This is a genomic window from Streptomyces olivochromogenes, assembly GCF_001514115.1.
Lineage (GTDB): Bacteria > Actinomycetota > Actinomycetes > Streptomycetales > Streptomycetaceae > Streptomyces > Streptomyces olivochromogenes.
Window position 1 is genome coordinate 251926 of sequence record NZ_KQ948457.1, and the last position, 20317, is coordinate 272242.

Sequence of the window (20317 nt, forward strand, 5' to 3'; positions counted from 1 at the left end):
AGTCATGGAAGCATTCATCACGCACACCGGCCGGGCCGTTCCGCTGCGCCGCAGCAACGTCGACACCGACCAGATCATCCCCGCCCACTGGCTCAAGAAGGTGACCAGGGACGGTTTCGAGGACGGGCTGTTCGAGGCCTGGCGCAAGGACTCGTCCTTCATCCTCAACCAGCCCGAGCGCAAGGGCGCCACGGTCCTGGTCGCGGGCCCCGACTTCGGCACCGGCTCCTCGCGCGAGCACGCCGTCTGGGCGCTGCAGAACTACGGCTTCAAGGCCGTCATCTCGTCCCGGTTCGCGGACATCTTCCGTGGCAACTCGCTCAAGAACGGCCTGCTCACGGTGGTTCTGGAGCAGAAGATCGTGGACGCGCTGCAGGAGCTGACGGAGCAGGACCCCGAGGCCGAGATCACGGTCGACCTGGAGGCCCGCGAGGTGCGCGCCGAGGGCATCACCGCCGCCTTCGAGCTCGACGAGAACGCCCGCTGGCGGCTGCTGAACGGGCTGGACGACATCTCCATCACCCTCCAGAACGAGGGCGACATCGCGGAGTACGAGGCCAAGCGGCCGTCGTACAAGCCGAAGACGCTCCAGGTCTGACGCCCGGGCCGCTTCGCGGCTGAGGCAGGGCTGATTTCAGCCACCGCAACACCCCTCTGTACCCCCAATCGTGGACGGTTGGGGGTACAGCTGTGTCTGCCCCCGGAGGCCCCCGGAACACCCCTTCAGAGGGCTTCAACTCCCCTAGTTACAAAGGAGATTGCCTGGGTACGCGCCTCTTGGGGGCGCGACGCTCCGGGGCGCTCAGGACCCTCTCCAGGGGCGGCAGTTACCCCCTGGGCAGGCGACAACTCGCCCCAGATGGCACAATCTGTGCATGGAACACGACGGCCAACTCGAGCTCTATGCGGCAGTCGCGGCCCAACTGAAGGAAGCGCACACAAGAGTGCGCGCACTGCAAGTCCCGGAGGGCGTACGGATGGCGCTGACCCGGAAGCTGCTGGTCATTACGGCCGTGGCCAAGCACGATCTCGCCGACGCGACAAGGCGGCTGGAGCGGTTCACCACCGACCTCGACGAGGGTCGATTCCTCGAAGGGGATCGCTGAGGAACTCCGCGACAGCCCGAGTTCGTTGCGGCACAAGGGTGATTAGCCCGTTTCGTGTTTGATTTGCGGTATATATCTGCCTAACGTGCGAAAAAGCTTGAACGCATTCGTTCGGGCAATGTCTCCGAAGGGGAAGACGTGAACAAGGCGCAGCTCGTAGAAGCGATTGCCGACAAGGTCGGCGGGCGTCAGCAGGCCGCCGACGCGGTCGACGCCGTACTGGACGCGATCGTCCGTGCAGTTGTCGGCGGGGACCGGGTCTCGGTCACCGGCTTCGGTTCCTTCGAGAAGGTCGACCGTCCGGCTCGTTACGCCCGCAACCCGCAGACCGGTGAGCGTGTTCGGGTCAAGAAGACCTCTGTGCCGCGCTTCCGCGCCGGTCAGGGCTTCAAGGACCTGGTGAGCGGCTCGAAGAAGCTCCCGCGTGGTGGCGAGGTCGCGGTCAAGAAGGCGCCCAAGGGCAGCCTGACCGGCGGCGCCGCGGCGACCGTGAAGAAGGCCGCGGCCAAGAAGGCCACCACGGCCAAGAGGGCGACGGCCGCGAAGAAGACCACCGCCGCCGTGAAGAAGACGGCCGCGAAGAAGACCACCACCGCGGCGAAGAAGACCACGGCGACCGCGAAGAAGACGACCGCCAAGAAGACCACGGCGACCGCCAAGAAGACCGCGGCGAAGAAGACCACCGCCAAGAAGGCGACGGCCAAGAAGGCCCCGGCGAAGAAGGCGACCGCCAAGAAGGCCCCCGCCAAGAAGTCGACGGCTCGCAAGACCACCGCCAAGAAGGCCACCGCCCGCTAGAAGCAGGGGCGCAGGGCAACCCACGCGCCGGGCCGGACTCCCACGGGGAGCCCGGCCCGCGGCGTGTCCGGGATCTGGTGCGAGGGCCTGGTCAGAAGGTCTGGAGTGTCACCAGGGTGATCCGGCGGGCCTCGCCGTCGCCCTCGGTCTCGATGCGCACGCGCTGTCCCGGGCGCAGCAGCCTGAGCCCGCCGGCGTCGAACGCCGCCCCGTCGAAGGGCACCGGCGTGCCGTCGTCGAGCAACACCTGTCCGCTACGGGTGTCGGGGTCGTACGTGTACGCGGTCGCCTGCATGCCGAAAGCCTATCCAGCGCCGGTGTGCGCCGCCGATGGGTCCGGCGGACCGGGCTTCGGCGAACGCCGGTTCACGCGGCCAGGGGGACGTTCAGGTGCCCGGTTGGCCCGGGATCAGGAGTTTCGCCGCCAGCGTGGCCGTGCGCGGGCCCACTCCCAGGGCGAGGGCCGCGCGCAGATCGTCGCCGGTGTCCACGTCCTGACGTACGGAATCCACCGCGGTGAGGAGGAGTTCCGCGGCTCCCGAGGCGCGATGACGGGCTCGGGAATCGGTGCCGAAGGCGGGACGCAATTCCCGGCCGGGAGACGCGGCCAGCAGAGTGGTGCCGATTGCGGCCGCATCGGAGAGAAAAGCACGCGGGAATTCGGCGGCGGCATCGAGTACCCGGGCCAATTCCAGGGGACGCAACGCGGGCAGATCGGCGTTCAGGGCGGCCACAGCGCATTCGGGACTTCGGGAGCGTACGGCCGCCGTCCCGTGCGCCAGCGCGGCGTTCAGACTGCCGCCCGGCTCGTCCGGCACGATCCACGCCCCCAGCGCGGCCAGCTCCCGCCCGGCCAGCGCGTCGTCCGTGACGACCGCCACATCATCGACCGCCGCGCAGGCCAGCGCGGCCGCCACGGTGTCCTGCGCGAAGGCGAGGGCGAGTCCGGGGCGCACCGCGTCGGTGGCGGTGTCCGAGAGCCTGCTCTTGGCCCGCGCCAGGGCTTTGAGGGGGATGACCAAGGTCCACTGCACGAGCGCTCCGTTCCTGCCTTGTCGCGCCCATTGTGACCCGGCACCCCTGGCGGTCCGGACGTCGGGGCGTACGGTGTTCTCGACAGACAGGCGGCCTGGGGCGACACTTGTGCGGCCCGCCAGGCCCTAAGAGGAAGGTGTCCGCGTGCCCCGCCGCAGAATCGGCTTCTGGTACCGCTTCGCAGCGGTCCTCTGCAAACCACCACTGGTGGTTCTGATCAAGCGGGACTGGCGCGGAATGGAGAACATTCCGGCTGAGGGCGGGTTTATCACCGCGGTGAACCACAATTCCCATGTGGACCCGTTCGCGTATGCCCACTATCAGTACAACACCGGACGTGTTCCGCGTTTCCTGGCCAAGGCCGGGCTTTTCAGGAAGGGATTCGTGGGGGCCGCGATGCGCGGCACCGGACAGATCCCCGTGTACCGCGAGAGCACCGACGCGCTGAGCGCGTTCCGGGCCGCGATCGACGCCGTGGAGCGTGGCGAGTGCGTCGCGTTCTACCCGGAGGGCACCCTCACCCGCGACCCCGACGGCTGGCCGATGACCGGCAAGACCGGTGCCGCCCGGGTCGCCCTGCAGACCAAGTGCCCGGTGATTCCGGTCGCCCAGTGGGGTGCCAACGAACTGCTGCCGCCGTACGCCAAGAAGCCCAACCTCCTTCCGCGCAAGACCCACCACGTTCTCGCGGGCCCTCCGGTGGACCTGTCGCGTTTCTACGACAAGGAAATGAGCCCGGACCTCCTGAAGGAGGCCACCGAGGTCATCATGGCCGCCATCACCGCGCAGCTGGAGGAGCTCCGCGGCGAGAAGGCCCCTGAGACGCCCTACGACCCGCGCCAGGTACGGATCGAACAGCGCAGGCGTACCAGGGCCCAGGAGAAGGCCCAGGAGCGGGCTCAGGCCCAGCAGCAGGCACAGGCACAGCAGGAAGAGGGGCAGAGCACGTGAGCAAGCCGGTCAAGGCGGCCGTCTTCGGGACCGGATCGTGGGGTACGGCCTTCGGCATGGTGCTCGCCGACGCGGGGTGCGAGGTCACCCTGTGGGCGCGGCGCGCCGAGCTCGCCGAGGCGGTCAACTCCACGCGTACGAACCCGGACTACCTGCCGGGCGTCGAACTCCCCGAGAACCTGCGGGCGACGACCGACGCCGCCGAGGCCGCGCGTGACGCCGACTTCACCGTGCTCGCCGTGCCCTCGCAGACCCTGCGCGGGAACCTCGCCGAGTGGACGCCGCTGCTGGAGCCCGACACGGTCCTGGTCTCCCTCATGAAGGGCGTCGAACTCGGTTCCGCGATGCGGATGAGCGAGGTGATCGAGGACGTCGCCAAGGTCGGCGCCGACCGTATCGCCGTGGTCACGGGACCGAACCTGGCCCGTGAGATCGCCGCCCGGATGCCGGCCGCCGCCGTGGTCGCCTGCACCTCGGAAGCGGTCGCCCAGCGCCTCCAGGCCGCCAGCCACAACCCGTACTTCCGCCCGTACACCAACACCGACGTGGTGGGCTGCGAGCTGGGCGGCGCGGTGAAGAACGTGATCGGTCTCGCCGTCGGCATCGCCGACGGCATGGGCCTGGGCGACAACGCCAAGGGCTCGCTGATCACACGCGGACTCGCCGAGACCACCCGACTCGGCGTCGTCATGGGCGCCGACCCGCTGACCTTCTCCGGACTCGCGGGCCTCGGCGACCTGGTGGCCACCTGCTCCTCGCCGCTGTCGCGCAACCACACCTTCGGCACCAACCTCGGCAGGGGCATGACCCTCCAGGAGACCATCGCGGTCACCAAGCAGACCGCCGAGGGCGTCAAGTCCTGTGAGTCGGTGCTGGATCTGGCCCGCAGGTACGGCGTCGACATGCCCATCACCGAGACGGTCGTCGGCATCGTCCACGAGGGCAAGTCGCCGGTCGTCGCGGTCAAGGAGCTGATGGGGCGCAGCGCCAAGGCCGAGCGTCGCTGAGGAGCGGCGCCGCGGCGCGGGGAATCTACGCTCCGCAACGGCTCGTACGACGCTGAGCGACCACCCGTGCGACGTTGGACAACGGCCGCGGTGGGGCGCTGACTCAGCGCCGTACCAACGGGTACTCTCAACGCGATATGAGCACCGAGAACCTCCCCCAGAGCCCTGAGCAGCCGCCTCGCAAGCCGCGCGTGGCCCTCGTCTTCGGCGGCCGCAGCTCCGAACACGGGATCTCCGTGGTCACGGCCGGCGCCGTCCTGCGCGCCATCGACCGGACGAAGTACGACGTCCTGCCGATCGGCATCACCCGGGACGGCCGTTGGGCGCTCACCGCCGACGAACCGGACCGGATGGCCATCGTCGACCGTCGCCAGCCGGACGTGGAGCAGCTCGCCGAGTCGAACGAGGGCGGCGTGATCCTCCCCGTCGACCCGGCCAACCGCGAAGTCGTCTACAGCGAGCCTGGATCGGTCCCCAAGGCCCTGGGCGAGGTCGACGTCGTCTTCCCCGTGCTGCACGGCCCCTACGGCGAGGACGGCACCCTCCAGGGCCTCCTGGAGCTCTCCGGAGTCCCCTACGTCGGCGCGGGCGTGCTCGCCTCGGCCGTCGGCCAGGACAAGGAGTACATGAAGCGGGTGTTCACCTCCTTCGGGCTGTCCGTCGGCCCGTACGTGGTGATCCGGCCCCGTGAGTGGGAGCGCGACGAGTCCGCCGCCCGCAAGAAGATCATCGACTTCGCGGGTGAGCACGGCTGGCCGCTGTTCATCAAGCCGGCGCGCGCGGGCTCCTCGATCGGCATCACCAAGGTCGACTCCCTCGAAGGCCTCGACGAGGCGATCGAGGAGGCCCAGCGCCACGACCCGAAGATCATCGTGGAGGCGCTGCTGCGCGGCCGCGAGATCGAGTGCGGGGTGCTGGAGTTCGAGGACGGTCCGCGCGCCAGCGTGCCCGCCGAGATCCCGCCCGTGCAGTCGCACGCGTACTACGACTTCGAGGCGAAGTACATCGACTCGGCGCCCGGTCTCGTGCCCGCCCCGCTGACCCCCGAGCAGACCGCCGAGGTCCAGCGGCTCGCGGTCGACGCGTTCGAGGCCGCCTCCTGCGAGGGCCTGGTGCGCGCGGACTTCTTCCTCACCGAGGACGGCGAGTTCGTGATCAACGAGATCAACACCATGCCGGGCTTCACGCCCATCTCCATGTACCCGCAGATGTGGGAGGCGAGCGGCGTGGCCTACCCGGAGCTGGTGGACCGCCTGATCGGGGCGGCGCTGCGCCGCCCGACGGGGCTTCGGTAGACCTGGGGCACCGGGGCTCCGCTCCAGGGCACACGCCCCCGCGCGCACGTGTGTACGTCAGTCGGCGATCCCTTCGGGGATCGCCTTCTTGATGGGCGCGGCCAGGTCGACGAGCGCGTTAGACCCGTCCCGCTGGACCCACTTCTTGGGCACGCTGACCTCGACGTACGCGCGCCGCAGGCTCGTGGTGAAGCGGTACGACCCGTCGTCCTGCTTCTCCATGAGCCAGCCGACGCCGTTCACCTCGCCGCTGAGCGCGTTCTGGTCGCTCATCTTCGCGGGTCGTTCGACACCGCAGCGCAGTATGATCGCCGGGCTTCCCCAGCCCGCGGTCAGCGCGGACCGGGGCTCGGGATCGTTCCGGTCGAGGCCGTCGATCTTCTTCGGCAGCACCTTGTCCAGGTTCTGACACAGCCTGGTGACCTTCGCCCCCGGGCTGGGAACCGCGGCCGATCCGCCGTCGTCTGCTGAGGAGCAGCCTGTGGCGGCGATCAACAGGGCGAGAACGGGCGGCCCGAAGAGAGCGGTGTGCCGGTGACGGGAGAAGTTCACCGGCCAAGGGTAGACGGGGGCTAGAGGTGCACCACCGGGCAGGTCAGCGTACGGGTGATGCCGTCCACTTGCTGGATCTTCGCGACCACCATGCGGCCGAGTTCGTCGACCGTGTCGGCCTGGGCGCGCACGATCACGTCGTACGGTCCTGTCACGTCCTCGGCCTGGATCACCCCCGGGATCTTGCTGATCGCCTCCGCGACGGTCGACGCTTTGCCGACCTCCGTCTGGATCAGGATGTACGCCTGTACCACGGAACCTCCAGGGCGGCCACGAGGATCATGTGGGGAAAAGGAACGCCACGGTATCGCGTCGCCGCTCGCCACGGGGAGACCCGCGGTGGCTGGGGCTTGCGCGCCGGGGTGCACGGACTGCACAAGTTGACGGTCAACTCGACCGTACCGAGTACAGAGACGGCTCGCGACCGGGCACGGGTAGCGGCAGAGGGAGCAGTACGATCATGAAGGGCACCGTGGGCGAGTTGGGGGAGTTCGGCCTCATCAAGGAGCTCACCTCGCGTCTCACCACCACCCCGGCGGTCCGGGTCGGTCCCGGCGACGACGCCGCGGTGGTGGCCGCGCCCGACCGCAGGGTGGTGGCGAGCACCGACATCCTCCTGGAGGGGCGGCACTTCCGCCGCGACTGGTCCACGGCGTACGACGTCGGGCGCAAGGCGGCCGCGCAGAACCTCGCGGACATCGCCGCGATGGGCGCCGTACCGACCGCGCTGCTGCTCGGTCTGGTCGTCCCGGCCGAACTCCCGGCCACCTGGCCTTCCGAGATGATGGACGGGCTGCGCGACGAGTGCCAGGTCGCGGGCGCGTCCGTGGTCGGCGGCGATGTCGTGCGCGGCGACACCATCATGATCTCGATCACCGCGCTCGGCGATCTGCGCAACCACGAGCCGGTCACCCGGGGCGGCGCCCAGCCCGGTGACGTGATCGCCGTGACGGGCTGGCTGGGCTGGTCCGCGGCCGGGCACGCGGTGCTCTCCCGCGGCTTCCGCTCACCGCGCGCCTTCGTCGAGGCCCACCGCCGTCCCGAGCCGCCGTACCACGCGGGTCCCGCCGCCGCCGGGCTCGGCGCGACGGCGATGTGCGACGTGAGCGACGGGCTGATCGCCGACCTGGGCCACATCGCCGAGGCGAGCAAGGTGCGGATCGACATCCGTTCGGGCGCGATCGACATCCCCTCCCAGATGAACGACATCGGCCAGGCCGTCGGCGTCGACCCCATCCAGTGGGTGCTGACCGGCGGGGAGGACCACGCGATCGTGGCGGCCTTCCCGCCGGACGTGAAGCTGCCCGCGCGCTGGAAGGTGATCGGCGAGGTCCTCAACCCCTCGGCGCTGCCCCAGGTCACCGTGGACGGCGCGCCCTGGACCAGCAAGGGCGGTTGGGACCACTTCGGGGACATCGAGTCGTAGCCGCCCACCCCGTCAGGCGGGGTATTCGCGGAGTTTGATGCCGGTGGCCGCCTTCTCGGTCAGCTTCTTGAAGAAGCCCGCCAGGAGGCGGGAGCTGAGCAGCCGGTACGCGCGGTCCCGGCTGCGGATCCGCCGCTCGGTCGGCGGCGCGAAGAACGGCCCCGCGTTTCCGGAGATCTTCTGGCAGCCCTTGGCGAAGTCCCGGACGCGGGTCTCGTACTCGGCGAAGGCGGTGCGGTGGTCGCCGCCCGCGAGGGCCAGCTCGCCGGCCAGGACGTACGCCCCGACGATCGCCACTCCGGTGCCCATGCCGCCCATCGTGGCCCCGTACCCGGCGTCCCCGAGCAGCACCACGCGCCCCTGGGTGAGCCGTTCGACATGGATCTGGGCGATCGCGTCGAAGTACAGGTCGTCGGCCCGCTCCAGGGCCTTGAGGACCCCCGGGGTCTCCCAGCCCATCCCCGCGAACCGTTCCGCCAGGATCCGCTTCTGCGCGGCCACGTCACGGCGGTCGAACTCCAGCTTCTCGGACCGGAAGACGAGCAGCGCGCCGGCCCGGTCCGGGTCGCCGTCGTAGTTGCCGACGACCACCGCCCGCCCCGGTTCGCTGTACAGCCGTCCGGTGCGGTCGAGCCCCAGGTCGTTGGGGACGCCGAAGGCCGCCACGTAGTGGTCGAGGAAGCGCAGGTGGCGGGACTCCTCACCGAAGACGAGCCGACGGGTGAGGGAGTGCAGTCCGTCGGCGCCCATGACGAGGTCGAAGCGGCGCGGGGCGCCGCGCTCGAAGGTCACGTCGACGCCTTCCGGGGTCTCGGTGAGGGTGGCGATCGAGTCTCCGAAGACGTACTCCACCCTGTCCTTGGTGCGTTCGTACATGATCCGCGCCAGCTCACCGCGGAAGATCTCCACGTCGCCGCTCATCATCTCGGCCGGCAGGTCCACGCGCGGGGTGCCGTCGGCGTCGACGACGGTCTGACGGCCCATGTGTGTCTGATGGGCGTGGATCTCGTCCCAGATGCCCATGGCGGTCAGGACGGTCCGGTGGACGTGCCCCCGGAAGTCGACCGCGAATCCGCCGGGCCGCAGGTCGGGTGCCTTCTCGACGACGGTGACGCGGGCGCCGTACCGGATCAGGTTGAGGGCGAGGGCGGGACCCGCGACGCTGGCGCCGGAGACGAGGACGTGGAGGTGGGCGAGTTTTCCCGCCGGGTTGCCCGCCGGATTCTTCGCCATGTTCTGTGCCGGGTTCGTTGTCATGGGCGGGAGCTTCGCGGGAGGCGCTGACCGTGTTCCTACCGTTCGCTGACCGTGCGCCTGGCCGCCGGTCGGCGCCGCCGTCCTAGTCGGCGGTGAGCGCCGCCGCCCCGAGCACTCGCCCCTGCTCAAAGGCCTTTTCGTACGCTTCGGGGGACAGCCTTTCGCGGATGTCCCGCTCATTGCGTACGGCCTCGGGGTCGCCCCGCAGTGCCGCCCCGCGCAGGCCGACGGCGGCGCCCAGCAGGACGGCGGCGCGCTCGGGGGAGTCGGCGAGGACCGCCAACGCCTCCGCGGACTCGGCGAGTTCCAGTACTCCGGGACTCTCGACGGCGAGGCCGGCCGCCTGGCGGGCCCAGTCACGCGCCTCGTCTAGGCGCCCCTCCATGGCCGCGGAGCGGCCCAGACCGATGAGGATGCGCACGGTCTCCCCGATGCTGAACCAGTTGGCGGCGCAGGCCTCCAGGGCGCTTTCGTAGCGCACGCGCGCGTGGCCGGTGTCTCCCGCGAGCCGAGCGGCGTCGCCCAGGCCCCGCAGGGCACCCGCCACCTTGTCGGTGAGGCCCACGGTGCGGGCCAGCGTCAGGGCCTGGCTGAAGTGCTCCCTCGCCTCGGCCAGTTCCCCCTGATGCAGCAGCACGGTCGCACGGGTGCGCAGGAGGTCCGAGGTCTCCTCGGGAGCGGCCAACTCCCTGACGTACGAGAGCCCTTCGTCGAGCAGTTCGAGAGCGTGCCGGTGTTCCCCGCGCCAGTCGGCGAACGCGCCCAGCGGGTCGAGGCAGTTCGCCATGCCCCAGCGGTCCCCGGTCGCGCGAAAGCCCGCCAGCGACCGTGTGAACGACTCCTCGGAAGCCGCCGGACGCCCGGCGAACTGCTCCTGGAAGCCGAGGCCGACATCAAGAAGAGCCCGCCCCCACGCGTCGCCCCCGACCTGCACCCGCACCCGGTCGTTCGCGGCGGGCCGCGGTCCGTCCACCACCGACCACAGCACCACGGTGAAGGGCAGCCGCAGGGGTCGGCTCAGCCCGGCCAGTACGTCCTCGACGCGGGCCAGGCGCCGCTGGTCGGCCGGATTGCCGCTCTCACCCGAGAGCGCGTTGATGACGCACAGGACGTACTCCTCCGCGAGACCCGCGGGCGGCTCGGCGCCCACGGCCGCGAGCAGCTCCCGGGCCGAGGCCGCCTGCTCTCCGTAGAGACCGCGCAACCGCCAGAACCAGGAGAGCTCGGCCATCAGTCGCAGAGCCTTCTCCCGGTCTGCGCGCACGAGATGACGCAAGGCCGCGTCCAGGTTGCCGTGCTCGGCGGTCAGCCGGTCCAGCCAGGGCAACTGGCCCTCGCCGCGCAGGAGCGGCTCCGCCCGTTCGGCCAGCCGCAGGAAGTACGCGGCGTGGGCGTCCCGCAGCCGTTCCCGCTCGCCCGCGCGGACGAGGTGCTCGGCGCCGAACGCGCGGATGGTCTGCAGCATCCGGTAGCGCCCCTCGGTGACCTCCAGGAACGACTTCTCCGCCAGCGAGGCCAGCAGGTCCTCCGGGCCGGGCGTCCCGCACACCGCCTCGACCGCCTCGACCGTCGCACCTCCGGAGAACACGGTCAGCCGTCGCGCCAGCTCCCGCTCCTCCTCGTCCAGCAGTTCCCAGCTCCACTCCACGACGGCACGAAGGGTGCGGTGCCGGGGTGCCTTGGTGCGATCCCCCCGGGAGAGCAGCCGGAAGCGGTCGTCCCCGACGTGCTCGGTGAGGCGGTCGGCCAGTTCGTCCGGGGTCAGCGTCCGCAGCCGCGCCGCCGCCAGCTCGATCGCCAGCGGCAGCCCGTCCAGGGCGGCGCAGATGTCCGGCACGCGCGCGTGCCCCGCGAAACCGGGTCGCACGGCGGCCGCCCGGTCCAGGAACAGTCGCGCGGCCGGCTCCGCCGACAGCGGTGGCACCGGGCACAGCACCTCACCGGTGATCCCCAGAGACTCACGGCTCGTGGCGAGGATCCGCACACCCGGGCAGGCGCCGAGGAGCAGCCCCGTGATCCGTGCCACGTCCTCGACCAGATGCTCACAGTTGTCCAGGACGAGCAGCAGCTCGCGGTCCTCCAGGGCGGCGAGGAGGCGGTCGGTGGTGTCCCCCGAGGGGGTGCGGAAACCTTCGCGCAGACCGAGGGCGGTGAGCAGGGCGTAGGGGAGCTGGGAGGGGTCGGTGAGAGGGGCGAGCTCGACGAGGTAAACGGGTGCGTAAGCGTTTGCGCAATCGTTTACGCGAGCGTTTGCGTTGACGCGCGCGTCCGCGTTCGCATGGGCGAGCTCGATCGCCAGGCGGGTCTTGCCCGCTCCGCCCGGCCCGGTGAGTGTGACCAGGCGCTCCTGGGTGAGCAGAGCGCCGATGCGCGCGAGTTCGTCGTCGCGCCCGATGAAGCGGGTCAGCTGGGCGGGGAGCCGCCGTTGGGCGGGGCCCGCGCCCCGGAGCAGTTCCAGGTGGAGGGCGGACAGGCCGGGCGAGGGGTCGGCGCCCAGCTCCTCGGCGAGGGTGCGTCGCGCCTGCTCGTACACCGTCAGCGCCTCGGCGGCCCGGCCGCTCGCGTGCAGGGCCCGCATCAGTTGTCCGTACAGCCGTTCGCTCAGGGGATGCGCGGCGAGCAGTTCCCGCAGCTCCGGGACGAGTGCGGGGCCTCCGCCGAGCGCGAGGTCCGCGTCGATCCGGCCCTGTACGGCGGTGAGCCTCAGCTCTTCGAGGCGGGTCACCTGGGCGTGCGCGCCGGGGAGGTCGGCCAGGGCCGGGCCGCGCCACAGGGTGAGCGCCTCCCGGAGCAGGGCCGCGGCTCGGGAGTGGTCGCCCTGGGTGAGGGCCGCGGTTCCGTCGCGGGAGAGCCGCTCGAAGCGGTGGGCGTCGACGGCGTCGGGGGAGACGGCGATGCGGTAGCCGGTGGGGTCGGCCTCGATCCCGGTGCCGGGGCCGAGCCGCCTGCGCAGCCGGGAGACCTGGGACTGGAGGGCGTTCGCGGCCCCGGCCGGCGGATCGGCGCCGTACAGACCGTCGGTCAGCCGCTCCGTGGCGACGGTCCGGCCCGCATCCAGCAGGAGCAGGGTGAGCAGCGCGCGGGGGCGGGGGCCGCCGGGGTCCAGGGGGCTGCCGTCCGTGGTGCGGATCTCGAGGGGGCCCAGGATGCCGAAGCGCATTCGGCAGATTCTGGCAGGTCCGGAAACCGGGGGCTACGCGCGCGTGGGACACCCCTCGCCCGGTACGGCACAGCGGAAGGGAGCATGAAGACAACAAAAAACCGGCCCACCGTGAGGTGGACCGGTCTTTAAGCGAACCAGCAGTGGCCGCGCGCTAGCCTTACGTCAGCGCGAGACCTTGCCGGCCTTGATGCACGAGGTGCAAGCGTTCACGCGCTTCGGCGTCCCGCCCACCACGGTACGGACGCGCTGGATGTTGGGGTTCCAGCGACGGGACGTACGGCGGTGCGAGTGCGAGATGTTGTTGCCGAAGCCCGGCCCCTTGCCGCAGACGTCGCAGTTGGCAGCCACGGGTCACTCCAAAGACTTCAGATGCTCTTACGGTTGATCCCGGCATGCCGGAATCGAGATCTAGGATCTGAGTGGCGGTGCCAGGGGGAAGACCCGATCGAATCGGGCAACTGGAGCAGCATACAACGACTGCGTCCGGAGAACGAAACTACCATGTCTGCCCCGGGGCTCACCCCGCCCCTCCTTGGGTCCCCCTACCGCCAGTAACCCATTCTGGGTCTACGCTGCGTGCCACGTCCAGAAGCTCAAGGAGGCGCAGGTGCCGCAGGTGCCGCAGACATTGGATGCTCTCGCGGTGCGCACCTGGTGCGGCCTCGCGCTGGAGGCGCTGGGGCGGGCGCGCGAGGAGATCGACGCCATCAATGTCTACCCGGTCGCGGACGGGGACACCGGGACGAATCTGTATCTGACGGTGGAGTCGGCGGCAGCGGCGGTGGAGGCGGTTTTCGCGGGCTACGAGACGGTGACGGGGGTCGTCGGTCCCACGGGGTCCGCCGCCTTCGGGGAGGTTTCCACGGGGGTCATGGGGGCCGGTCTGCCCACGCTCGCCGACGCCGTGCGGGCGATGGCGCACGGGGCGCTGATCGGGGCCCGCGGGAACTCCGGGACGATCCTCGCGCAGCTGCTGCGCGGCATGGCGCAGGTACTCGCCGCCGGTGGTGAGATCGATGGTGCGGCCGGTGCCGAGACCGGCGGTGCGGCCGGTGGTGAGACCGGTGGTGAGACCGCTCACACCGACGCACAGGCCCTCCGGCTGGCCCTCCGACAGGCCGCCGACTCCGCACGCGAGGCCGTCGCGCACCCCGTGGAGGGCACGGTCCTCACGGTCGCCACGGCCGCCGCCGAGGCGGCCACCGGTACGGAGGGCGACTGCGGCACGGTCGCGTGCGCGGCGTACGAGGGAGCACGGGCGGCCCTCATGGCGACCCCCGGCCAGCTGGCCGTGCTGGAGCGTGCCGGTGTGGTCGACGCGGGTGGGCGGGGGCTGCTGGCGGTGCTGGCGGCACTGGCGGAGACGTTCACCGGGGAGTCCCCGGGCGCCGGACGGGTGGCGGGCGAGGTCCACACGCGCGTGAATGGCATGGACGGCGTGAGCGGCATGGACGGCGTGAGTGGCGTGGACCGTGTGGATGGCGTGGACCGTGTGGATGTGAACGGCGTGTGCGTGGACGGCCCGCCGGGGGAAGACAGTCCGGCCTTCGAGGTGACCTACCTGCTGGAGGCGGAGGACGCGGACGTGGCGCGGTTGCGGGCCCGGCTCGACCGCCTCGGCAACTCGCTCGTCGTGGTCGGCGGGGACGGGCTGTGGAACGTCCATGTCCACGCGGACGACGCCGGTGCCGCCGTGGAGGCGGGCGTCGAGGCCGGGCGGCCGTACCGGATCAGGATCACGCACTTCGGACTCGGCGACGCCCACACGGCGGGCGCGGCCGGGCGGCCGCCCCGGGAGCGGGCGCAGCGGGCCGTGGTGGCGGTCGTGCCCGGCGAAGGGCTGGCCGGGCTGTACGCCGAGGCCGGGGCGACCACCGTGCTCGCGCGGCCCGGGGAGCCGCCCGCGAGCGGGGAACTCGTCGAGGCCGTACGCCGGGCCCACGCGCGCGAGGTGGTGTTGCTGCCCAATGACGCCGACCTGCGTCACACCGCGGCGGCCGCCGCCGAGCAGGCTCGTACGGAGGGCGTCCGGGTCGCGCTGATCCCGACCCGCTCCGCGGTACAGGGCATCGCCGCGCTCGCCGTCCACGAGCCCGAACGCCGCTTCGACGAGGACGTCGTCGCCATGACCTCGGCGGCGGGCGCCACGCGTTACGCCGAGGTCGCCGTCGCCGAACGTCAGTCCTGGACCATGGCCGGCATCTGCCAGGCAGGCGACGTCCTCGGGCTCATCGACGGCGATGTCGCCGTGATCGGCTCCGACATCACCGCCACCGCCGAAACCGTCCTCGACCGCATGCTCGCCGCCGGCGGCGAGATGGTCACCCTCGTCCTGGGCGACGAGGCTCCCGGCTCCATCGCCGCCCACCTCGAAGCACGGGTCCGGGAGTCGTACTTGGCCGTGGACACGGTGGCGTACCGGGGCGGTCGACAGGGCGCGTTGCTGCTGATCGGGGTGGAGTAGCCGCCGAGGGCTCCGCCTCAGGGCGCCGGGTGTCTTCTTCGGCCACCGGTGGGTGGGGGCTGCTCGCGCAGTTCCCCGTGCCCCTGGGCTGGGGCTGCCCCCCCCGGATCCCCGCCCGGCCGAGTTGCTCGGCTGACGCCCGGTGGGGAGCCGAACGCCCGGTTCACCGCGCCCCGCCCCGCCCCGCCCCGGCCCGGCCCGTCACTGGTCCCGCTGCTTCTCCATCACGCCTTCTCCGTCACGCCCAGCATGTTCTCCGCCTCGGCCCGACGCGCCTGGGCGGCCTCCCCGTCCACACCCGCGTACGCGGAAAGCACCGCACGCGCGCGTGCGGCCGCCGCCGCGGGCCGGAGCAGATCGGCCTCCAGCCACCCCGCCGCGAGCTCGGCCCCGGTGCGCGCGTCGAGGGCGTCGTCTCCGAGGGACGCGAAGACGGAGACGGCCCGCGTGTAGTGGGCCAGAGCCTCCTCCGCGTCGTCCGGAACGGAACGGGCGACCAGGTCACCGAACTGCCGATGGGTGTGACCGAGTTCGGCGACAAGGCGATGACGGGCCTCCGCGGCATCGGAGCCCTCGACGGCGTCGGAGCCCGCCACGGCATCCGAGGCCTCCACGGCCTCGGCCCCAACGGAGGACGACACCGCCCGCAGCCCCTCCTCGCACTCCCGCACCGCCGCCGCCATCGACTCCCGCGCCCCGTCCAGCCCCGAGTCCGTACGCAACGCGACCCACGCCCGGGCCCGCAGCGACCGGATCAGACCGTGGAGGTTGCCGAGTTCACGCCACAGGTCACCGGCGCGCGTGTACGCCTGCTCGGCCTGCACGGGCAGTTCGGCGTGGCCGAGCGCCTCGGCGGCGAGATGGGCGAGCATCGCGTGGTCACGCTGCTCGGGCCAGTGCCGGGCGACGTCCGCGGCCCGCAACCAGTGCTCGGCCGCCGCACGGTGTTCGCCGAGCTCGGTGAGACAGTCGCCGAGCCACCAACGCGTCTGCACGATCGCACCGTCGCCGTGCATGTCGGTGGTCAGGTCGGGCAGCGCCGACTCAAGGATCTCCGCGGCCTCGGCCCATCGCCCCTGACGGAGCAGGAACCCGCCGAGCTGGTGCCGGGCCCAGGCGCCGAGTGTGGGCCCCTCGCCCGCCTCGTCGGCCCAGTGCGCGGCCTCCAGGGCGTGTTCCGAGGCGGGCCCGAACTGCCCGGTGGCGCCCAGGACCTCGGCGAGCTGCAGGTGCAGCTGCGCGTGGCCCATCGGCTCCAGGCGAGGCCCTCCGTGCTCCAGCGCCGCGCGTGCGGCCCGCTCGGCCTCCTCCGCGTCGCCCAGGTGCCGGGCGATCCCGGCGAGCCGGGACTCGTACTCGACGGCGAACCACGGCAACCCCGCTGCCACGAACGCCGCCGCGGCCTGCCCGAGCAACTCCGCCGCGGCCTCGGCGTCCCCGGCGTGCGCCGCGAGCTCCCCGAGCATCGCCCGCGCCTCCGCGGCCCGCGAGGCCATCCGCACGTCCGAGATGTGCGGCTCGGCCAGCGCCAGCAGCTCCCGCACGGCCGCCTCGGCGGCACCCACGACCTCGTCCCCGCCGACCCCGGAACCGGCGGTCCCGGAAGCCGTCGCCCCCGACTCACCCTCGTCCGCGTCCTCCTGCACCAACAGCATCAATATCCGCGCCCGTCCCACCAGCACGGACGCCGCCTGGGACACCCCCGTCCCGCCGTCCGCGAGGAGGGCGAGCACCCCCTCGTACAGTTCCGAGACGGTCGCGAGCGCCTCCTCGGGCCCGCCAGTGAGGGCGAGGACGTACGCGGCACGCGCACGGGCCGCGAGCGCCTCGCCGGGGTCGCCCGCCTCGGCGTAGAGCCCGGCCGCCTCATGGAAGAGCTCGATGCCCTCGGGACCGCGTTCCATCGCCGCGTGGTCGGCGATCTCCGCGCGGTCGCGGACGTCCAGTTCCTGGCCCTCGGCGGCCCGTGAGACCGCCGCCCAGGCCTCGACGGCGTCCGGGCTCCGGGTCGCGGACAGCCGCCGGGCCTCGGTGAGCAGCGCCGAGAGCGAGGACGGGTCCGAGCCGGCATCCGACTCCACCACGCCGGCCGACGATCGCGCCGAAGCCGAAGCCGAAGCCGAAGCCGAAGCCGAAGCCGCCGCGGAACCCGAACCCGCGGCGGAACCCGAAGGCGACAAGTGTCGCGCGGACCGGGATCGCACCCCCAGCGGCAACCGCGCGACCAACGGCCGCTGATCCATCCGCCCACGAGCCCGCTCACTGACGTACGACGTGCCGTTGCGCGCGTCGAAGAGCGCCGCCAGGGAAAGGGCCTCCCCGCGCGCGTGGGCAGCGAGCCCGCTCGCGGTCCACTCCCGGCCGGCCGGTCCAGGCACCGGCTGATCGCCGAGACCGAGCCCGGTCAGGCGGTCCATGAGGAGGGCGGTCACAGCCATGAAGTCGAGCTTGCTGCGCGGGTCCCCGGAGTCGGTGAAGTAGGCGGGCCGCTCCGCGAGCAGCTCCAGGGCGCGCGCCTCGTTGCCGGAGAGCGCGCAGAACTCCACGTGGTCCGCGTACGCGCCGCGCATGCTCTCCATGGGCCGCACCAGCCGGAAGCCCCGCAGGTGATGGGCACGGGCCTCGTCCAGGCGGCCCAGACGCAGCAGGGGGAGCAGGGACGACGCGAGGACGGTGTGCGGCTCGTGGGCGCACGTGTACTCGCCCTCCAGAACCGGGCGCCACAGTTCCAGCGCCACCTCGTCGGCGTCGCGCTCCGCCCGCCACCACCCCTGGCTGTGGAGTTCGCACGCGTGGCAGTCGGCCATCGTGTCCCGGTCGGCGGCCAGCCAGGCGGCGTAAGCCCGCTCGGCGCGCCCCAGGTCGCCCACGTGCGCGGCGACGCTGAACTCGGCTCCGCGCACGGCCCGTTCGGAGTGCCCGGCCAGCCGGTAGCGGTGCTCCATCTCGCCGAGCCACTTCTCTATGGAGGCGAGCGGGATGTGCGGCTGGTCGAGCATGCCGGCCGACATCCACTTGAAGACCCAGTGCAGGGAGTGCGTCTCGTACTCGTCGAAGTCCTCGGGGCGCTCGTCCCACATGCGCAGCAGGCGCGCGAAGGGGACGAACATCTTGTCCTTCTCGGAGCTGTAGTTGTAGACCTTCAGCTGGTGTCCGAGCGCCTCGATCACGGCGAGCGGGATGTTCAGCTTCTCGGCCTCGACGAGCAGTTGCTCCGCGCGCGCGTTGCGTGCCGGACCCTCCGGCTGCTCCTGGTTGTCCGCCATCGCCTGGCGCAGGGTGTCGAAGTCCATGCCCATGGCCTGGCTCATCGGAGGTCGTCCTTCCCGGGCTCGGTGTGGGTGGCCCACTCCAGGAGGCCGATGAACGCGCGGTTGAGGAGCGCGGAGTCGGCGGGCCGCAGGGGGCGCTGCGCCATGAGGAGGGCCTGTCCGTAGAGGGACTCCGTGGCGGTGCCTATCAGCTCCGGGTCGCGCAGCGAACTGATCCTTCGGATCAGGGGGTTGAGGTGGTTGAGGACCAGGCGGGCGCGGGGCGCGCTGCCGCGCAGCGAGCCGAGAATGCCCGCCCACAGGTCGTCGGCCTGCTCCTCGGCGTCCGCGCGGGCCTGCTCGTGGCGGGCCGCCCGGTCGTCCAGGTGCAGGGCGGGCACGGAGAGCGGGTGGAAGGCGCGCAGCACCACGTCGCAGCCCAGGGGGTCGAGCTTGGCCCGGGCGGCCATCAGGAAGCCCGAGAGTGCCAGTTCCTCGGCCGGGTCGACGGCGTCCAGGTGCGCCGTCACGGTGTCGGCGTCCAGCTCCGAGACGACCGTCCCCGGACGCACCGACGGCAGCGCCTCCACCAGCTCGCTGTCGTACGTGTAGCCGCCGTTGATCACCCCGATGCCCTGTGCGGAGGCGATGGGCGCGACCTGCCGGTACTCCTCCACGGTCCGCGTGAAGTGCACCACCGGGTGGCGCAGCGCGAACTCCTCCAGGGACAGCCGTCCGTCGGTCGTCTCGAAGGGCAGCCACGGCAGCATGGTGCGCAGCATCTCGTTGTCGTGCCGCGCCAGGGACTTCACGCCCAGGTGGTGCACCGACAGGAAGGCCGCCAGCCGCTCCGGGTCGCCCGCCGCGAGCCCCGTCAGCCACGACCGGATGCGCTCGCCCAGGGCCTCGCGTACGGCCGCCAGGGTCTCGTCCTCGTACAGCGACTCGCGCGAGGCGGTGGGCCGCAGGCTGTCCGTGTCCAGGACGCAGCGCACGAAGAACGCCCAGTCGGGCAACAGCTGTTCGGCCCGCTCGGTGAGCAGCATGCCCTTCAGGTGCACCCGGTGGCTCGCGCGCTGGGCAGGGCTGACCGCGGACGGCAGGACGTACGCCACGCCGCGGACTCCGGCGAGCGGCACGTTCAGGTCGATCGTGTCCAGCGGTGTGAAGCCGAACAGGTCGTGGCAGTGACGGGCCAGGGCCACCCTGCGGGTGGCGGGGCTCGGATGGGCGCGGTCCCAGGGCGCGGGAAGCTCCGCGATCGCCTCGTCGCCGACGCGTACGTCGTACGGCAGCAGCGAGCCGAAGTCCCGGGCCAGGGAGCGGACCCGCTCCTCGGTGAGCCATTCGCCGGCTCCGGCGCGCGCCACCAGGTGCACGGTGGTGCCCGGTTCGGGACGGGCCTCGTGCGGCAGCGTGCGCACGGTGTACGAGCCGTCGTCGGTCGCCGTCCACTCCACGGGCGCCGCGTCGGGCGTACGCGCGCTGCGGCTGACGACGCGGATGCGCTCGGCGACCACGAAACACGCCAGCAACCCGATGCCGAACTGCCCCAGGAAGTCGGAGCGCGCCGCCTGCAGACCGTCCTCCCGCTTGGAACTGCGGCCGATCGTGGCGAGGAGGCTGTGCACGTCGGACTCCGTGAGCCCGATACCGGAGTCCTCCACACGCAGGGTGCCGCCCTCGGCGTACAGGCGTACGGCGGCCGGGGCGTCCGGCTGCTCCGCCCGCCGGGCGGTGATCGCGTCCACGGCGTTCTGCAGCAGTTCGCGCAGGTAGACCTTGGGACTGGAGTAGAGGTGATGGGAGAGCAGGTCCACCAGACCACGCAGGTCGACCTGGAAGGTGTGAGGTGACTGGGATGCCTGTGATGGCTGTGAGGTCTGGGAGTCCATCGTCGCTGCGCCGAGGGTGGGGGGACGTGCGACGGCGCGGGGTCGGGCGGTCCCGGGGGACGGTGACCGCGAAGAGGGCCGGAGCGCGTCATCCTAGGCCCGGAACGAGCCGTCTGA

General features: G+C 71.8%; 17 protein-coding genes. 8 read left to right on the forward strand and 9 right to left on the reverse strand.

Features of this window, described 5'->3' with window-relative positions; translation table 11 throughout:
• The first annotated feature begins 4 nt into the window (after window positions 1–4).
• The 3 genes from leuD (at window position 5) to AQJ27_RS21105 (ending at window position 1904) form a co-directional block, all read left to right on the forward strand.
• The gene (gene leuD, locus AQJ27_RS21095; protein WP_067371009.1) at window positions 5–598 is read left to right on the forward strand and encodes a 3-isopropylmalate dehydratase small subunit; all 594 of its coding nucleotides are present in this window, start codon (window positions 5–7) and stop codon (window positions 596–598) included.
• A gap of 277 nt (window positions 599–875) precedes the next feature.
• Entirely contained in the window at window positions 876–1106 is a 231-nt protein-coding gene (locus tag AQJ27_RS21100) for an SCO5555 family protein (RefSeq protein ID WP_054235400.1), read from the forward strand.
• A 138-nt stretch (window positions 1107–1244) separates the two neighbouring features.
• Complete coding sequence (locus AQJ27_RS21105; protein ID WP_054235399.1) at window positions 1245–1904, forward strand: HU family DNA-binding protein; 660 nt, start codon at window positions 1245–1247, stop codon at window positions 1902–1904.
• Window positions 1905–1995: 91 nt separating this feature from the next.
• On the opposite strand, the gene AQJ27_RS21110 is transcribed toward AQJ27_RS21105, so the two are convergent.
• Window positions 1996–2199, reverse strand: coding sequence for a hypothetical protein (locus AQJ27_RS21110; protein WP_054235398.1), 204 nt, complete (start codon window positions 2197–2199; stop codon window positions 1996–1998).
• Between the two features lie 91 nt (window positions 2200–2290).
• Window positions 2291–2938 carry a 2-phospho-L-lactate guanylyltransferase gene (cofC, locus tag AQJ27_RS21115; protein WP_067371011.1) on the reverse strand — a complete coding sequence of 216 codons (648 nt, stop codon included), beginning with the start codon at window positions 2936–2938 and terminating at the stop codon, window positions 2291–2293.
• Between the two features lie 145 nt (window positions 2939–3083).
• On the opposite strand from cofC, the gene AQJ27_RS21120 reads away from it, so the two are divergent.
• The 3 genes from AQJ27_RS21120 to AQJ27_RS21130 all read left to right on the forward strand — a co-directional run bounded on the left by AQJ27_RS21120 (window position 3084) and on the right by AQJ27_RS21130 (window position 6192).
• Window positions 3084–3890 (forward strand): lysophospholipid acyltransferase family protein, encoded by an 807-nt coding sequence (locus AQJ27_RS21120; protein ID WP_067371014.1) that lies wholly within the window; start codon window positions 3084–3086, stop codon window positions 3888–3890.
• Window positions 3887–4897, forward strand: a complete 1011-nt coding sequence (locus AQJ27_RS21125) for an NAD(P)H-dependent glycerol-3-phosphate dehydrogenase (protein WP_067371016.1) — start codon at window positions 3887–3889, stop codon at window positions 4895–4897. The genes AQJ27_RS21120 and AQJ27_RS21125 overlap by 4 nt, the downstream gene beginning before the upstream one ends.
• Window positions 4898–5034: 137 nt before the next feature.
• Window positions 5035–6192 carry a D-alanine--D-alanine ligase family protein gene (locus AQJ27_RS21130; protein ID WP_067371017.1) on the forward strand — a complete coding sequence of 386 codons (1158 nt, stop codon included), beginning with the start codon at window positions 5035–5037 and terminating at the stop codon, window positions 6190–6192.
• 57 nt (window positions 6193–6249) lie between these two features.
• Here the strand turns inward: AQJ27_RS21130 and AQJ27_RS21135 are convergent, their stop codons facing one another.
• Window positions 6250–6744 carry a DUF3515 domain-containing protein gene (locus AQJ27_RS21135; protein ID WP_067371018.1) on the reverse strand — a complete coding sequence of 165 codons (495 nt, stop codon included), beginning with the start codon at window positions 6742–6744 and terminating at the stop codon, window positions 6250–6252.
• 20 nt (window positions 6745–6764) lie between these two features.
• The gene (locus AQJ27_RS21140; RefSeq protein ID WP_067371020.1) at window positions 6765–6998 is read right to left on the reverse strand and encodes an Lrp/AsnC family transcriptional regulator; all 234 of its coding nucleotides are present in this window, start codon (window positions 6996–6998) and stop codon (window positions 6765–6767) included.
• A 206-nt stretch (window positions 6999–7204) separates the two neighbouring features.
• On the opposite strand from AQJ27_RS21140, the gene AQJ27_RS21145 reads away from it, so the two are divergent.
• Entirely contained in the window at window positions 7205–8170 is a 966-nt protein-coding gene (locus AQJ27_RS21145) for a thiamine-phosphate kinase (protein WP_054235392.1), read from the forward strand.
• Window positions 8171–8182: 12 nt separating this feature from the next.
• On the opposite strand, the gene AQJ27_RS21150 is transcribed toward AQJ27_RS21145, so the two are convergent.
• The 3 genes from AQJ27_RS21150 to rpmB form a co-directional block, all read right to left on the reverse strand.
• Complete coding sequence (locus AQJ27_RS21150) at window positions 8183–9427, reverse strand: FAD-dependent monooxygenase (protein ID WP_425275217.1); 1245 nt, start codon at window positions 9425–9427, stop codon at window positions 8183–8185.
• Window positions 9428–9509: 82 nt separating this feature from the next.
• Window positions 9510–12587, reverse strand: coding sequence for an ATP-binding protein (locus AQJ27_RS21155; protein ID WP_067371025.1), 3078 nt, complete (start codon window positions 12585–12587; stop codon window positions 9510–9512).
• A gap of 165 nt (window positions 12588–12752) precedes the next feature.
• Window positions 12753–12938 carry a 50S ribosomal protein L28 gene (gene rpmB / locus AQJ27_RS21160; protein ID WP_003993230.1) on the reverse strand — a complete coding sequence of 62 codons (186 nt, stop codon included), beginning with the start codon at window positions 12936–12938 and terminating at the stop codon, window positions 12753–12755.
• Window positions 12939–13197: 259 nt separating this feature from the next.
• On the opposite strand from rpmB, the gene AQJ27_RS21165 reads away from it, so the two are divergent.
• Entirely contained in the window at window positions 13198–15054 is a 1857-nt protein-coding gene (locus AQJ27_RS21165) for a DAK2 domain-containing protein (protein WP_067371030.1), read from the forward strand.
• Window positions 15055–15278: 224 nt separating this feature from the next.
• On the opposite strand, the gene AQJ27_RS55650 is transcribed toward AQJ27_RS21165, so the two are convergent.
• Both AQJ27_RS55650 and AQJ27_RS21175 read right to left on the reverse strand, forming a co-directional pair.
• Entirely contained in the window at window positions 15279–18365 is a 3087-nt protein-coding gene (locus AQJ27_RS55650) for a tetratricopeptide repeat protein (RefSeq protein ID WP_067371032.1), read from the reverse strand.
• Window positions 18362–20200 carry an HSP90 family protein gene (locus tag AQJ27_RS21175; protein ID WP_067371034.1) on the reverse strand — a complete coding sequence of 613 codons (1839 nt, stop codon included), beginning with the start codon at window positions 20198–20200 and terminating at the stop codon, window positions 18362–18364. The genes AQJ27_RS55650 and AQJ27_RS21175 overlap by 4 nt, the downstream gene beginning before the upstream one ends.
• Window positions 20201–20317: the final 117 nt, after the last annotated feature.

What these genes read in the sequence shown, in the direction of transcription:
- AQJ27_RS21130 (WP_067371017.1), top strand. Translation starts at nt 5,035, where the DNA reads ATGAGCACCGAGAACCTCCCCCAGAGCCCTGAGCAGCCGCCTCGCAAG.
- AQJ27_RS21155 (WP_067371025.1), bottom strand. Translation starts at nt 12,587, where the DNA reads ATGCGCTTCGGCATCCTGGGCCCCCTCGAGATCCGCACCACGGACGGC.
- AQJ27_RS21175 (WP_067371034.1), bottom strand. Translation starts at nt 20,200, where the DNA reads ATGGACTCCCAGACCTCACAGCCATCACAGGCATCCCAGTCACCTCAC.
- AQJ27_RS21145 (WP_054235392.1), top strand. Translation starts at nt 7,205, where the DNA reads ATGAAGGGCACCGTGGGCGAGTTGGGGGAGTTCGGCCTCATCAAGGAG.
- AQJ27_RS21100 (WP_054235400.1), top strand. Translation starts at nt 876, where the DNA reads ATGGAACACGACGGCCAACTCGAGCTCTATGCGGCAGTCGCGGCCCAA.
- AQJ27_RS55650 (WP_067371032.1), bottom strand. Translation starts at nt 18,365, where the DNA reads ATGAGCCAGGCCATGGGCATGGACTTCGACACCCTGCGCCAGGCGATG.
- AQJ27_RS21150 (WP_425275217.1), bottom strand. Translation starts at nt 9,427, where the DNA reads ATGACAACGAACCCGGCACAGAACATGGCGAAGAATCCGGCGGGCAAC.
- leuD (WP_067371009.1), top strand. Translation starts at nt 5, where the DNA reads ATGGAAGCATTCATCACGCACACCGGCCGGGCCGTTCCGCTGCGCCGC.
- AQJ27_RS21110 (WP_054235398.1), bottom strand. Translation starts at nt 2,199, where the DNA reads ATGCAGGCGACCGCGTACACGTACGACCCCGACACCCGTAGCGGACAG.